General features: G+C 50.0%; 12 protein-coding genes and 1 pseudogene. 7 read left to right on the top strand and 6 right to left on the bottom strand.

Annotated elements, in window-relative coordinates; all coding sequences use genetic code 11:
• The first annotated feature begins 421 nt into the window (after positions 1-421).
• The 3 genes from BUA36_RS26400 to BUA36_RS26390 all read left to right on the top strand — a co-directional run bounded on the left by BUA36_RS26400 (position 422) and on the right by BUA36_RS26390 (position 3,882).
• Positions 422-1,408, top strand: coding sequence for a hypothetical protein (locus BUA36_RS26400; RefSeq protein WP_167544337.1), 987 nt, complete (start codon positions 422-424; stop codon positions 1,406-1,408).
• A gap of 629 nt (positions 1,409-2,037) precedes the next feature.
• A complete protein-coding gene (locus BUA36_RS26395; RefSeq protein ID WP_072789208.1) occupies positions 2,038-2,892 on the top strand; it encodes a Shedu anti-phage system protein SduA domain-containing protein in 855 nt (284 codons plus the stop codon).
• A gap of 12 nt (positions 2,893-2,904) precedes the next feature.
• A complete protein-coding gene (locus BUA36_RS26390) occupies positions 2,905-3,882 on the top strand; it encodes a hypothetical protein (protein ID WP_072789205.1) in 978 nt (325 codons plus the stop codon).
• A gap of 326 nt (positions 3,883-4,208) precedes the next feature.
• Here the strand turns inward: BUA36_RS26390 and BUA36_RS30050 are convergent, their stop codons facing one another.
• The 6 genes and pseudogenes from BUA36_RS30050 to BUA36_RS26370 form a co-directional block, all read right to left on the bottom strand.
• Positions 4,209-5,654 (bottom strand): tyrosine-type recombinase/integrase, encoded by a 1,446-nt coding sequence (locus tag BUA36_RS30050; protein WP_084560355.1) that lies wholly within the window; start codon positions 5,652-5,654, stop codon positions 4,209-4,211.
• Positions 5,644-6,135, bottom strand: a complete 492-nt coding sequence (locus tag BUA36_RS30470; RefSeq protein WP_139260697.1) for a hypothetical protein — start codon at positions 6,133-6,135, stop codon at positions 5,644-5,646. Before BUA36_RS30470 ends, BUA36_RS30050 begins: the two co-directional genes overlap by 11 nt.
• A gap of 4 nt (positions 6,136-6,139) precedes the next feature.
• Entirely contained in the window at positions 6,140-8,077 is a 1,938-nt protein-coding gene (locus BUA36_RS30465; RefSeq protein WP_208861932.1) for a hypothetical protein, read from the bottom strand.
• 253 nt (positions 8,078-8,330) lie between these two features.
• Positions 8,331-10,334: a hypothetical protein gene (locus tag BUA36_RS26380; RefSeq protein WP_139260695.1), complete on the bottom strand. Its 2,004-nt coding sequence runs from the start codon at positions 10,332-10,334 to the stop codon at positions 8,331-8,333.
• Positions 10,335-10,537: 203 nt separating this feature from the next.
• Positions 10,538-10,735, bottom strand: a pseudogene (locus tag BUA36_RS26375) (magnesium chelatase domain-containing protein); the annotation flags it as partial.
• A 97-nt stretch (positions 10,736-10,832) separates the two neighbouring features.
• Positions 10,833-11,072 carry an accessory factor UbiK family protein gene (locus BUA36_RS26370; RefSeq protein WP_072789195.1) on the bottom strand — a complete coding sequence of 80 codons (240 nt, stop codon included), beginning with the start codon at positions 11,070-11,072 and terminating at the stop codon, positions 10,833-10,835.
• Between the two features lie 243 nt (positions 11,073-11,315).
• Between BUA36_RS26370 and BUA36_RS26365 the strand changes: the two genes are divergently transcribed.
• The 4 genes from BUA36_RS26365 to gshA all read left to right on the top strand — a co-directional run bounded on the left by BUA36_RS26365 (position 11,316) and on the right by gshA (position 15,398).
• Complete coding sequence (locus BUA36_RS26365) at positions 11,316-12,062, top strand: TorF family putative porin (RefSeq protein WP_072789190.1); 747 nt, start codon at positions 11,316-11,318, stop codon at positions 12,060-12,062.
• Between the two features lie 11 nt (positions 12,063-12,073).
• Positions 12,074-12,412 (top strand): P-II family nitrogen regulator, encoded by a 339-nt coding sequence (locus BUA36_RS26360; RefSeq protein WP_072789187.1) that lies wholly within the window; start codon positions 12,074-12,076, stop codon positions 12,410-12,412.
• Between the two features lie 11 nt (positions 12,413-12,423).
• A complete protein-coding gene (locus tag BUA36_RS26355; RefSeq protein WP_072789182.1) occupies positions 12,424-13,983 on the top strand; it encodes an ammonium transporter in 1,560 nt (519 codons plus the stop codon).
• Between the two features lie 113 nt (positions 13,984-14,096).
• Positions 14,097-15,398 (top strand): glutamate--cysteine ligase, encoded by a 1,302-nt coding sequence (gshA, locus tag BUA36_RS26350; protein ID WP_072789180.1) that lies wholly within the window; start codon positions 14,097-14,099, stop codon positions 15,396-15,398.
• The last annotated feature ends 47 nt before the right edge of the window (positions 15,399-15,445 follow it).

Genomic DNA, 15,445 nt, shown 5'->3' with positions numbered 1-15,445 from the left:
GTTGTTGTTGTTGTTGTTGTTGTTGTTGTTGTTCCTTCTTTGGTATTTTGTTTCACTACTGTAAGCGAAAAGACTTCAACAATTCTCTCGGATTGTCACGGCTCTGTGTAAATGCCTGGTAACCGGCGATCCGTGAGGATGCTACCTTCTGCGCGAACAGCCACGTATGCACTGGCATGATTCCAGAGCAGGCTGGAGATTCAAGAAGCAACTCCGATCACACACACCAGCGCCATCTGCGCACCCGAGTTACGGCAACACATCTGGTAACGGCAGCGGTCTGAGTTGCTGGACGCTAGGACTGGAACGCCCGTATACTTGCGCCATGAAAACATCCATGCTCCCGCGCCACCTAGCGACAGGGCGAACCTTATTCGCCAGATGCCTACGCAAACACCGAGTAAAACAGCGGGCAAAGATTTTGACCCCGCAAATTGCAATCGGCATCTCGGCATTGCTCCTGATGTGGTTTGGCCCGGGTGAAGAGGCGCTTTCACAGGTGATGAAAATTGCTTATGCAGTAGCGGCGTATATTGGCTACTCGGCGATATTTGTCCAAAGCGTGGGTTCATTGATCAATGAGCATTCAAGACACCCCCATCCCAAGGCAATACTGATCCCCATTTTTACGGGTATAGAACGTTGCCTTTGGCTGTATGTCGGATTAAAACTAATCTGTGCCTTCCATGCTCCTCTGGAGGATGCGAAGGCCTGGGTCAAGAACAATCCAGAGCACGTGATTGCTGCTGCATTTGGCTTACTGACTCTGGTGTTCCTGGATTGCGTGTGGCGCTTTGTCAATCGCTCGCCCTATGCCGAGGTTATTGGGCGAGAGCCGATTGACCGGGAATCTCAAGACCGCTCAGCGATCCATGAAGCCGGCCATGCTCTTTTTTATGCTGCACTCGACCCGCTCCCACCTAATCTTAGGGCCTGCGTCGCGCAGACCATGGGAGCCGATGACACGATGGCAGGCTTCGTCGCCGCTGACCGTAAAAAGTCCAGCAACCACACCGCCAACTACTTGGAGTGGCGCATGCTAATGGCACTGGCCGGCGTGGAAGCTGAATATGTCGTATACGACGATCCGGGACAAGGAGGAGCGGGGGACTATGAGAACTGGCAAGAAGCGGCCAAAACCTGGCTGAAAAAAGGGCATGGCGAAAGTTATTACCTGAACCCAAAATCCAATGCGGAAGCGGCTTCCAACCGTGACGTCCTAACCCGGCTGAGGTTTGCACAGATTGCCACGGTCAGAGCATTTCTTAGGGACCATGAGCAACTGCTTCAGTCAATGGCAGACGAGATCCGCAAACGCGAATGTAGTGAACTAGAAGCACTCCGGCCATATCTCGTGCAGGTCGACTTCACAAGCCATGCCGGCATTCCGCAGCTGAAGATTGCCTAGCAAAGTGTTTAACGATAAGGCCGCGACAGGCACGCTCGAGCACGGCCGAAGGTCGGCCGCTTTATCACGAAGTATTTGATGACAATACCGTCGAGAGGACGCTCAAGCCAACCATCGAAAAAATCATCGCCCGCTTTCCCGTCAAACGCGTCCTTGCTGTTGCCGACCGTGGGCTGCTGTCATCCGATCCGCTTTATTGAGCGCGCGTGAGCGCGAGCGCTCGCCAGCGTTGCCGACTCATGAAAGTATCCCTGTCAGGGAATTCAGAATGGTAATTGACGAGTCTCGCCGCATGTGGATGAGGAAAATTATTAGTGAACTGTCCAAGTTGATTCCTTTGACCTAAAAATGAGCTGTGAATGGTATTCGAGCAGCTTGCTTGAGGATTCTCATCACTGCGGCCACCAATTCTCATAAGTCGCCGCCACTTCTCATACATTGCTGCCACTCAGGAGTGTGAGATTTCGCGTATTTTTCAGATGAGCAAGATGTTATTCTCCATGGTCAAGATAGACCTTGGCCAAATTGACATATGTAACAGAGTTGCTCGGTAGCTAGGCGCCGTTGCGCCATAGTAAGGTGATATGCTTAATGCCACTCTATTCGAATGGCAAAGGTAAGGTGATGGTATGACTAAAGGATTTTTAATTGATACTGAACTGGAGATGCTGCGACATGGAAAGCAGACCGCCACAAGTATTCCCGATTTATCCACTGCACTAAAATCCGCAACTGGAGAAGAAGCGTTTCATAAATCGTTATGCCGTCATTCGGAGTATCTACACCTTCCCTTTGTGAAACATCATGGGATCTGGTTCAACTGGGTTCTGACAAAGTATCCTCTCCCTAGTGGTAATGTTACTGATTTTGCTTACCTGGTGACTACGTCTGCGAGTAATACAATCGTACTGGTTGAGATCGAAGACCCTGCCAAGAAAATGTGGGTAGGAACACCAATTAAGCCCGAAAAATCGGACGCTTTTGTTAAGGCTTTCGAACAAGTACAGCGATGGCGAGCTGATCTGCGGGAACCAGAGAATTACTCTAAACTAATATCTGACTTTAGAGCTATGATGGGGTTATCTGGCATGGCGTTGAATAGCTGGGACGTAAAATATGCTCTGATCTACGGACGTAGTAGTGAAAATAACACCGGTGCCAGAAAGAAAATGTATGCCGACCTGCAACGAGAAGGGATTGAGCTAATGACATTTGATAACTTGGTTAGCGCAAAAAACAGCGGCATTACTACTCGACGAAATATCGTTAAAGTATCGCATCCTGGCCCAACATTCTCTTACGCCTACTTGAACACTGAACCAAAAAGTGAATTGGCGTACCTCAATTATGGAAAATTTATAATGGCAAAAGACGCGCGAGAATTATTAATTGGACTTGGATATGATATTGAGGCGTGGGAAGAGGGGAAACTACTCACAGCGAACTGGGGTAAAGATTTACCATCAATCTATGACGATGTTTAGGTTCTGACTAGTATGAGGGAATATATTTATTTTGACTGGAACGTCATTAAATACGCTCTGCAGCCGCGCATAGGGAAATACGATGATGCCATATTACCAATAGCTACCCGTTTAGCTAGGCGATATGATATTCCGTACTCCGAAGCCCATCTGCGGGACTTGGCTTCTGGACACTCAGAAGAAAAAAAACATTACTCGGAGAGAGACGTCGAGTTCCTTAAGAAATTGACGGGATCCAAAGCTGTCGTATTTGCTCGCGATGAAAGTACGGGGAGAGAATTTCTGGAAATTCAGGTTCGCAATATTGAAGTTGACTTTTCGTTTATTGTCCAAGCAGTAAGCAACGAAAATGGGGCGACAATGAGCTTTCGCGCCGACAGCAAGGGAGGAGTTCCAATCGAACTCTCGCTATTGGAAAAGGATGATATCTTTTTTGCTGCACTCAAAGACAACGATGGGAAATTTGATTCATCCGTGATGCAACGCATTCTTGTGATGCTTTGGGAAAATAAAAACGACCCCGGATTTTATAAAATATTTCGCCGTCAAGCGCAGAAAATTGTTATGAATATCGAGAAAAGGCCGACCTCCATAATCAAAGATTTTCCAGCGCTACATACAGAAATTTTGCCATTTTTAAAATATTTGTCAGCGGAAAAAATTGACGATGTTCAAGCAATATTTATAGAAGCAGTCTCTGCATTTGCGAAATTTTCCGGGCGAAATTTTAAAAATCTCACTTTTGGAGCTAAGCTTGAACTTGCTTATGAATTGCTAGATTTTCAACCTCTGTTCGCTGAAAAGGTTACTAACAAGAACCGTCCTTCGAATCAGTTGCGTGACATGAAGCATTTATATTCAGCATCTGATGCAAAATTTTTCGTGACTGCAGACATCGATTCTTTGGCAAAATCTCGATTTATCATCAAAGTACTAGGAATGAAAGTTAGGGTATTGGATGTTAGCGAATTCATCTCACGCTTTTCCTGATAAATTATACGTTGTAGATACTACAGTGGTGAGCAGCTCGACATTGAAAGGTGTGCCAGTAATGCCCCCATTGGCGAGTGACGTCCGGCGACGGCAAGATAAAGACATGTGTGTGGCGACACTTAGTCAAATAGCCAGTGCTTCGCCAGTTGATAGCGGTTGTGTTAAGTAAATTCAAAAATATCATGAGTGGCTCCCGCTATGGGAAGAATACTCACTTGCCGCCTTTTGAGCTCCGAAGGCTAGCATAAACAGGCTGATGCTCATTTGCCATGTTCCGAGATTCGTTCTTGGCGGGCCATCTCTCACCTTTCCGTAAAAGGCGCTCAAGTTGACGTATCCGGACCACACTTAGGGGGATCGATCAATTTCCGAATGCGCCGTTCAAGTGCGCGGAGTTCATTGACCGTCGATTCGACGATTGCTGTCTTCGTCATGTGGGCCGTTTTGCCGGCGGCCTTGCCTAATGTTCGAATGTAACCGGCGCTTTCGTTCAGCAGACTGACAAGTTCTCTGGCACCATCTATGGGTCTGAATGCTCCTAGATACTCCCACGCCAGATCGATATAGGGAAGGAGACTCTCAGGGTTACTGTGGCCTGTGATTGCGGCCACTCGGGTCAGGATGCTAATTTTATCTAAGATGAGGATTTGATTTGTCGTCGTAACGTTATGGCTAGCTAGATAGTCTTGTAGATGCAAAGCGACTTGGATAGTAATAAAACGATGGCGAAACATGCTCATGCACGCGCGCTGAGTGATGCCCGCCCGTTTTACCATTCGTGTAAAGTCCTTGTTCATGGCGGAAGGCGATATGGGCAATCCCTTGTCTGCGGTCAAGAACACGTAGCGATCATTCGGAGTATGTCCGTCAAATTTGAGCTCTGCAATTAGATCAGCTCTTTCAACCATTAAGTATCGCTCTAGTGTAATGCAAACTTCCAGCGAAACAGGAATTCTACGCAAAGGGTCGATTTTTCTGCGGCGCTTTTCAGTACGTAAGAAAACGGCACCCATCTTTACCGGTTGCGGGTTTTCATCAATTGCCATCATTGCAAGTTCGCCTGGACGACACCCGGTTGCCTCGAGAAGAGAAAGGATTTGTTCTCGACGCGCTTGAAGGTAGCATTCCCGGAACGTATGATTACGACTCTCCAAAGCGATGTCCCACAGTTTGTTCCTTATTGTACCTGGCATAGGACCTTTGGGCTCCGGTGTATCTGGCGACGGAGCATAGGGATATTCAAGTATGGTCTTTTTTTCTAATCCGCGCCCCCGCTTTTCTTTTTTAATTAGTCTTATCTGCGGCGACAATTCTCGCGATCCAACAATAACCCGATCAATGAATAACGTTGTTTGCAACCATTGAAGAAATGAAATACAAGACCTAATTACAGCGCGATTTGTATTATTGGACCTGCTGGGAAAGCCGAACTTCGATATTTCCTGGTTTCCCAAGTGATATATTGCAAAGTTTTTAAATGAATTATCATCTAAATCTTGGAATTGAATTGAATTGTTAAAGCAATATCTCGCCAAGTGACTAAGATGAGATGCCCAAACTTTCAGAGAACCTCCATCGTAAGATCGAACCGTTACCTCATAGCTCTTTTCAAGTAGGAAAAGTTCAATTGGCACGCAGGGAGACCCGTCTGGCCATAGAAATGCCAGTAAAGTTTTTATATCTTTGGTTATTGTTTTGGTATGTGGGTTGAGATGACTTGGTAATTCTACGTCATTTATAACCCTAAAGAGTTGGTGGTTATTTTTCATTGTCTGAACGAACTATGTGAAAACCAATTTCGATTAAAAACAATTCTTTGTGCTGAAGCAATTTTTCCTGAAATGAACTATCTGTACGCGAATGTGCTTCAGCTAATGCTAAAAGGTCAGAGTAAGCCCTGTAGAGGAAAGATCGAACACGAAAAGATTCATCAATTTCGTTTTGCAGTGAGTGTTTTACTACGGACGCACGGTTGGCTTTACTAATACTATTTTTTCTTTCGCTATTTTTTAGCAGCACCTTCTTTCTCAGATCGTCCAAATTTTCCCACCCCGATTGAGAGCTTCTCTGAGCAGCGGATTTTAACGTGTTAAGGCTCATGGGGTTAATATTTTTTTCCGGTAGATTTAGCTTCGCAAGTGCTGATTGACTTACGCACGCGGCAGCAATTCTATCGCTGGTGACTTTCCCGGCCAAAATAGCCGTGAGTGCTGCCAGGCGCATTTGGAATCCAATATCGTGCTCCCTCATTCGACTATCTTGTACTGCCTTTACGCGAGGCATTTGGCTTTCCCTTTTTAATTTTAAATGCAACTTCTACGGAATTTGCAGCTTCGGAATTTTGGATAATTATAGGAGTGATGGAATAAATTTTTTCCTCAAACGCTTTTTTTAACCAATATCTCAAATCATTTTCTGGTATTAGATTAACTTGAGTAACGTTAAAATGGTCACAAATTGACAGGTAAAGTTGTCGGGTGTTTGAGGCTTCACTATTGCCATATTTTTCTAATTGCCATAGCTGTTCTGCAGCATACTGCGCCTCGAATTCAGGTAGTTCGTCTCCGGGAAAGCTAGACGTTATGTAGGTAAGTGTCTCCTTCCAACTTCCGTGTCCAGCCATCCAGCTTGCTGCACCAAGGCTGGCATACTTGAAACACCAAAAGAACGTAATCAAAAAAGACTTCCTGCCCTCGTGAACACGGTAATACCATCTTCTGCCATACTCGTCGGGATCTGTATTTACCCAATCGCAAAATCGGTCGATACAAGAAATTAGGTATTTTTTAGACATGACGGACGGTTGAATCGTGGCGTTTTTGTTTACGCCACAAAAATACATTAGCATCTCACATGAATATGGATCGGCCTCAGAAGTTACTAATTTCAACGCGTCACTAATATCTACAAGCAAACTCAACGCATCCGCGACAACGCGAGGTACTGGGCGGATAATTTCCGTAAAAACATCCCGTGTATTTCTCTTTTCTTGCACGTGCTTTAAATAATAGCCGTCGTTAGATTTGTAGAGTATGCAATCTTTTTTTAATAAACAAACTTCACCCATGCGCATAGGCTTTAGAGTTGTCGTTAAAACCAAAGTTGCACCAATTAATGTCGTGATAAGATCAGATAAGCTCGGCGTTTGCCTAAAGGAATTCCAGGAGCTTTCTGTGTTTGGATGGAAGTTTGTGGTCCATCCATTGATGTTAAGTGTCTGCAAATCTTGCGGAATATTATCCTGCACCCACTTGTTTCTCTCATTTCTCTTTCTTGCCATTTCGAATGTACTTTCTTCATCGACGTTGAATAGTCCATTCTTGAAGAAAAAGCAGACCGCTTTAATGTAGAAATCTTTTAATGCCGGTCCGAAATTTAATACCATCCTTAATGATTCGTTTGTATATTTTAGAGCGATTGGTAGCGGAATCCAAGGCGTTTTGCTATTCGGAGTCGAAGATTCGATCATCATTTTTCTAGTCGCAGAGAACTTAACGTGGTCCGACGTGGGCAGATAATCAGGGATGTGGCGATGAAGAGTAAAAATTCGTTCCCATGCACTCAAGGTCGCTGAGTTTGCAGTATAAGTTATGGGGGCGTTAATGACTTCGGAAATTGTACGAACGTTATGTGAAATATATTCAGTGGAGGAAGACGCAACCGGTAATAATAGGAGTGAATGCTGTGAAACCAAATCGGGTTCAAATTGACGAAAAAATGCCGTGATCTTTTCGGATGTTAATACTTTGGCTTCGGTGCCAATGAGTTTTGCGATCTTTTTGCGAGATAGCGTGAGAGAATTATCATATTTTCTGATTCCTCTTTTTATATAAAACTCATTTATTTCAAACCATTTTATAATATGTCTAACATCTTCGGCTGGTAGGTGATATGGATCTTCCATTAATGTGGGGCTGAATGATATTTCAGGAATCGTGTCATACAGATATTTGATTAGTATGCCATGATAATTTAGTACTCCGAGATTTCCTTCCTTTATGAAAATTGTCATAAAGCTTTCTAATGCCTGCCTATCCAGTAATGCGAAACCAAATTTTTCTGGATGATATTTCGTTTTGTGGATATACATCCATTTCACGATTACAGTAAGATCTAAAAAAAATGTCAGTAACGGCCCACTCATTTTAATGCCGTCTGGTTCTGTTGTAGCCAAAACGAGGACCTTTTTCATCGTCGTCAGCATTACGGTATTTGTTATGTCAGTTAGATGGCTTCCGTCAGGCAAAAGTACTTTCCACCGGACGAAGATAACTCCCGCCCAAGAACCATCCTGACACCGCCTGGTTGCGGGAGTCTGTAGGATCCACACTTCCGAATCAAAGCTAGTTAAATTCCATGATGCGTCGAAGGAGCCCGCGTAAGGCCGAGCCTGTGCTCTAGCGTGTTCAATGAGTCGAGCGACGGTATGCGAGCGCGGCATTGGTTCATTCTGGGAGTTGCTCATAATTGTTTCCCCATCTGGCAAATAAGTGCTGCCAATTCGTGCGCGCCATGATTTCAGGAAGTTCTTTGACCGCATTTTCATGAGCTTGGCGTACTTTCGGATTGCGATCTTCAATAGCCCGACTTCTGACCAAATCAGAAAGCGTAATGATGTCGTTAGGGCATATTCCAGTTGATATGTCGATGGTTCGCAGGGCAGAAGGGGAAATGCCGGCGAGGGCGGCTGCTTCTTTATAAAGGTACAGCGCTAAAAGGCAATTTTTTGAAGCCGGAATTGATAGTGCTCCCTCAGGCAGTTGAGTCGAACTCTGACCCGAAATTGATCGTTGCAACCGTTCATGCAATTCATTGGCTAACGGTGAAGAGCCGTTTGGTAATATCTCTATGGCTCTCAATAGAAACGAGTTAAGAGCCGAGAGATCGCTGAAGTCGGTCGCGGTCACCTGATAGCTTTCATTGGCGGCAGCCACGGACAGCCAAATATTTTGAAACCTGCGCAACTGACGCGTGTTCCAAGCGTTAAGCAGAGCTCTAGGTAAGTAATTTTCCACGCTTACGGCAGCTGTGTTTCCCAACGTTCGGGCCATCGATTCCGCTGAGCCAGAAGAAAACCAGGCCAAAACGCCTTGCGTTGCCCTGACCCTTCTTAACGTTAACGTACCCTGAGAAATCCCTGCTTTCTCCAATTGCGGAAAATAGCTACCGAGCCATCTTCTCTCCGCCCTGCTATTCATCCACGGCCAGCCAGACAAAAAACTTGTTGCATGTGTGGGGTCTAGCGGCATAATTTGGGATCGATTTCCGATTAAAAAAAGGCTGTTGGCGAATGGGGATTGGATGCGGCTAAGCTCGTCCCGCCGGTGGGATGTCATCTCAATTATCAAATTTAGGATCGACTCGCAATGGACTGACAAAGTTTCGCTCTTGATGGTGTTAGCTCGATGTTTGTCGATCCGAAATGAAGTTCCAAAATCATCGACCTCAACATAAGGATGCCCATTCTTGTCTTTCAACTTTGCCTTTAGTAGACTACTTGTTGTAAATTTTGGATGATTCATTGTTAGCAGTACCATGGCACAGGAATAATCCGTCGCACATAGGTTTCCAAGCATCCAATTCAAGCGTTGCCTTAAGGTGACGAGCGGCGAAACTGTTTCAGGTGCAGAATTCGGAATCCGAATACAGCTATAACATGGTAGAGAGGCAGTCTTCTCAATCAAAGCTTTATTGGTATTTCTTCCATGAAGCTTGGCTAATATAGAAAGCAGGTTGCCAAGGGACTCTTTACTTCGCCCGTTAGCAAAGTGAAAGCGGGCGCCACCGCGTCGTCCAAATTGCGGATCTAGATATTTGCCGCTCATTAAACGCTCAAGTAGTCCCTGCCAATTTGTCCCCGCAATCAGGTCCGCCCCATACCTATAGTGCTGCTCGACTTGTTCCCACCACGCAAGACAGCATTGCTCAAGAATGCTTGACCGGTGCACGAGTTCATCGCGAAGCTCGTCTAAGTACTCCGCGTCGCTGCGTTCAAGGTCGATAGTTACGACAAGTTGATCTGTTCGAGATACTTCCTCCGGATTGACGTTGCCAATTAATGAATCTTCGGAAGAAATGTCATCTGTGACGGCTTGCGACGCATCAGGTACTATTACTCCTAGCGGTATCAAATCCGCCACATCTCTGAGTAACTGTAAGAATGGTCGAATGATAGAGTCCCAAACGCCAGCGTTGGAGCTTATCGTCGCCTTACAGGCTCTCGTCATCCAGATGGTAAAAGCATCGAAAATGAACGTCTGCCAAGCCTCCTCGCCTTCAGGCAACGCATTAACGCCAAGGCGGCGCATTTCCTTGCCGAACAGCCGTAGCTTTGACATATAGTTTTTCTGCGTGCTAACACGTCGCCCGTTGTAGAAGTCGATAGCAGGCTGCAAAAATGCGATCACGTCGTTTGCGTTAAGCCAGGAAAATTCATCCAGCTCGAACATTGTGGCGGCGCCGTCTTCATCTGTGAGCCAAAGACAGGCCCGCTCTGCGGAGATTTTTCGGAGGAGAAGCATGTCAGTCCGCCCCAAAGAAAATTGTCAATAAAGATTGTCAATATTCGCGGCGAAACGGCGTAGGGATGCAGAGTGAAAATTTAGGGTTGTCCGGTTCGCTTGACAACCACTATAGTCTATAAAAACCGCCTGATGCGCTGGGCGGGAAATTCAAAACCGCCATTCTGGATGGCGGCGCGGACGCGGTCTTTGGCTTCTTTGACTTCGGTATCGGCCAGGCCGACGATGGTGAAAGCGGGCAGGCCGTTGGCCAGATGCACTTCTACGCTGACTTCCTGCGCTTCCATGCCAGCCAGAGCGCGGCTCTTGAGTACGGCGAGGATGGACATGGCTGGGCGGATGGACAAGAAGAACCAGCCGCCAGCGTAGCCCAAGGCCGCCGCGTCACGTTTGCGCTAACCCAAACGGGCGAGCGCATCGCAAGACTTACTGATTGATCTTGCCTTCCAGCTCAGCCAGGCGGGTTTCCAGCGCTTCCAGCTTGGCGCGGGTCTTGGCCAGCACCTGGGTCTGGATGTCGAATTCCTCGCGCGTCACCAGGTCCAGTTTGGCGAAACCTTGCGTCATCATGGACTTGACGTTCTTCTCAATGTCCTTTGCTGGTGAGTTTTCGATGGCTTGGCTGATCTTGTTTTGCAAGTCGTTAAAAAAAGTGTTCATATCCATATTATTCCTTGCTCTGGTTGGTCCTTCACTGCACCATCATGGTGCGATCCGGCGTTAATCTGGTGCGGATTCTCACGCTCATCCTGGCTGGCCCGTTATCAACGATGATACGGCACCAAACTCCTAGACAAAATTAGCTGGCACACATTCTGCTAAAGAAGCCATTGAATGCTTTCACTGCTTCATTAATAAGGATTTTAAACCGCATCTGCTAATCAAGTTCAACTCACTAGGAAAACAACTATGAAAATGGCCCAGAACTTAACCCTGATTGCTGCGTTGACCTTAGCATTCGCGTCCCTGGCGCACGCTGAAGAGGCGGCACCCGCCCCAGAAGCCAAACCCGACAACGAAGTCAGCTTTAACGCTGCCGTTGTCAGCGACTACCGCTACCGCGGCGTATCGCAAACCCGCCTGAAGCCTGCCCTGCAAGGTGGCGCGGATTACGTCAATAACCCTACCGGCTTCTATGCCGGCACCTGGCTGTCGACCATCAAGTGGGTCAAGGACGGCGGTGGCGACGGCAGCGTCGAATGGGACCTGTATGCCGGCAAGCGCGGCAATATCACTGACACCATCAGCTATGACGTCGGCGGCCTGTATTACTACTATCCGTCGAACAAGCTGAACCCGAGCGCGAATACCTTTGAACTGTACGGCCAGATCTCGGCCGGTCCATTCTCGCTGAAGTATTCGCAGTCGACCACCAATCTGTTCGGCTTTGCCGATTCCAAGAACTCCGGCTATGTCGATGGCCAGCTCAATCAGGAAGTGTATGACGGTTACACCCTGAACCTGCACATCGGCCGTCAGAACGTGAAGAACAACAGCGCCTCCAGCTACACGGATTACAAAATCGGCGTGACCAAAGATTTCGGCGTAGTGACGGTGGCATTGGCGGCGGTCTATGCCGACACGGACGCCTACGTCGGACAGGGAAAGAACCTGGGTAAAACCGGTGCTGTCCTGACCATCTCCAAAACCTTCTAAGCGAGGCCAGTATGAAAATGATTACCGCCATTATCAAGCCGTTCAAGCTTGACGAGGTGCGTGAAGCCCTGTCGGCAATTAACGTGCAGGGCATTACCGTGACCGAAGTAAAAGGCTTCGGCCGCCAGAAAGGTCACACCGAGCTGTATCGCGGCGCGGAGTACGTGGTGGACTTCCTGCCGAAGACCAAGATCGAGGCGGCGGTGGACGATTCCGTCGTCGAACAGGCCATCGAAGCGATTGAAGGCGCTGCCCGTACCGGCAAGATCGGTGACGGCAAGATCTTCGTGTACAACCTGGAACAAGTGATCCGCATTCGTACCGGCGAGACCGGCAACGAAGCTCTTTAAGGGGAAGACTGATGAAAAAAACTATAACAAGCGTGCTGGCTGGGGTATCTATCCTGTTCGCGCTGGCCGCACCCGTGTACGCGCAGGACGCCAAGCCGGCCGCTGAAGCGCCTGCCGCTGCTGCCGCATCCGCACCTGCCGCCTCGGCGCCGGTTGCCGCGCCTGTTGCGGCAACTGCAGCTGCGCCAGCCGCCGCCGCGCCAGCTGCTCCGGCAGAGGCCGCACCAGCTGCGCCAGCGCCAGCGCCGCAAAAAGGCGACACCGCCTGGATGATGGTCTCCACCTTGCTCGTGATCCTGATGACCATTCCCGGCCTGGCCTTGTTCTACGGCGGCCTGGTGCGCTCGAAAAACATGCTGTCGATCCTGATGCAAGTGTTCATGATCTTCGCGCTCATCATCGTGCTGTGGGCCATCTACGGCTACTCGCTGGCGTTCACCGAAGGCAATGCGTTCTTCGGCAACCTGCATGACCGCACCTTCCTGAACGGTATCTGGGACCCGGCCAAAGGCGCGTTTGCCTACGCTGCCACCTTCAGCAAAGGCGTGGTGATTCCTGAGTTCATCTTCGTCGCCTTCCAAGGCACGTTTGCCGCGATTACCTGCGGCCTGATCATCGGCGCCTTCGCCGAGCGCGCCAAGTTCACCGCCGTGCTGGCTTTCGTGGTGATCTGGTTCACCTTTGCCTACCTGCCGATCGCGCACATGGTCTGGTTCTGGACCGGCCCTGACGCCATCAAGGACGCTGCAACGCTGGCGACGGAAACGGCCAAAGGCGGCTTCCTGTTCCAGAAAGGCGCGCTGGATACCGCTGGCGGTACCGTGGTGCACATCAACGCCGCTGTCGCTGGCCTGGTCGGCGCCTTCATGATGGGCAAACGCGTCGGCTACGGCCGCGAATCGATGGCGCCGCACTCGGTCACCATGACCATGATCGGCGCATCGCTGCTGTGGGTGGGCTGGTTCGGTTTCAACGCCGGCTCGGCACTGGAAGCGGGCGACATCGCTGCGCTGGCCTTCGTCAACACGCTGCTGGCAACTGCGGCGGCCACCGTGTCGTGGGTATTCGCTGAATGGCTCTTCAAAGGCAAGCCATCGATGCTGGGTGGTGCTTCGGGCGCGGTTGCTGGCCTGGTGGCGATTACCCCGGCGTGCGGCTTCGTCGGTCCGATGGGCGCGCTGATCATGGGCCTGCTGGCGGGCGTGATCTGCCTGTGGGGCGTGAATGGCCTGAAACGCCTGCTGGGCGCGGACGACTCGCTGGACGTGTTTGGCGTGCACGGCGTCGGCGGTATCCTGGGTGCCATCCTGACCGGTGTGTTTGCGGCCCCATCGCTGGGCGGCCAGGGCATCTTCGACTACGTTGCCAACAAGGCTTCGGCTGACTACTCGATCGGCTCGCAAGTGATTATTCAGGCAACCGGTGTGGGCACGACCATCGTCTGGTCCGGCATCGTCGCGCTGATCGCCTACAAGCTGGTTGACGTGGTCATCGGCCTGCGCGTACCGGAAGAGGAAGAGCGCGAAGGTCTGGACATCACCACCCACGGCGAATCCGCTTACCATGCTTAATTGATAATGTTTCATCCAAAAGCGCCCCGCGGGGCGCTTTTTTTATTTCCTGCCTTTAAAATAGGATTTTTGCCCTCATGTGGCATAGTCTGCACGGTAATAAGGATGTAAACATGGTTCCCCACCTCGTCACGGCCCTGAGCGGACCGCTGCTCGACTTAGAAGAAAAAATCCTGGCCGCCACTCCTGCGATTGAACGCTGGTTCCGCCTCGAATGGCAGGAGCACACACCGCCGTTTTATTGCTCGGTGGATATGCGTAACGCGGGCTACAAGCTGGCGCCGGTCGATACCAATCTGTTCCCGGGCGGCTTCAACATGCTGGCCACCGAGATGCTGCCGCTGTCGGTGCAGGCCGCCATGGCCGCGATCGACAAGTATTGTCCGGACGCGCGCAACTTGCTGCTGATCCCGGAAATTACCCAGCGCCATCCAACCTATTGGCAGAACGTCGCCCGTCTGATGCAGATTTTCCGCCAGACCGGCCTGCACGTGCGCCTGGGCTCGCTGTCGCCGGACGTGACCCAGCCGACCCCGATCGCTTTGCCAGACGGCAATATGCTGGTGGTCGAGCCGCTGGTGCGTTCGCCGAACGGCCGCCGCGTCGGCCTCAAAGACTTCGATCCGTGCACTATCCTGCTGAATAACGACCTGTCGGCGGGCATCCCGGACATCCTGCAGAATATCCACGAACAAAGCCTGCTGCCGCCGCTGCATGCAGGCTGGGCGCTGCGCCGCAAGAGCAACCACATGAACGCCTACGACGAGGTGGTCAAGAAGTTCGGCAAGCTGATCGGCGTTGATCCGTGGATGCTCAATCCCTTCCACGCCAAGTGCGATGCAGTCAACTTCCGCACTGGCGAGGGCTACGAATGCCTGGCCGCCAATGTTGATGCGCTGCTGGCCAAGATCAAGAAGAAATACAAGGAATACGGCATCAAGGACCAGAAGCCGTTCGTGATCGTCAAGCCGGATGCCGGCACTTACGGCACCAGCATCCTGACCATCAAGGATTCCAGCGAAATCAAGGACCTGACCCAGGCCCAGCGCGACAAGATGATCGTCATCAAGGATGGCAAGGAAGTCACCGACTTCATCATCCAGGAAGGCGTGCCGACGTTCGAGAGCATCGAAAGCGCCGTGGCCGAGCCGGTCGTCTACATGATCGACCGCTATGTGGTGGGCGGCTTCTACCGCATCCACGCGGAAAAGGGCATCGACCAGAACCTCAACGCACCGGGCTCGCAGTACGTGCCGCTGGCGTTCGCGCAGCAGCACGCGGTGCCGGACCTGAAGGCCAAGCCGGGGACGGCCGCGCCCAACCGCTTCTATGTCTATGGCGTGGTGGCGCGCCTGGCGCTGCTGGCGGCGTCGCTGGAAATGGAACGCACCGACCCGAATCCAGAGGTCTACTGAGCGCTTTGCCGATCTCGGCTAAAATCCATTATTACCTCTACTGGACG

It is taken from the genome of Duganella sacchari (assembly GCF_900143065.1).
GTDB lineage: Bacteria > Pseudomonadota > Gammaproteobacteria > Burkholderiales > Burkholderiaceae_D > Rugamonas > Rugamonas sacchari.
Note: the sequence above shows the minus strand (reverse complement) of the source record. Positions and strands in the feature narration are given on the sequence as shown.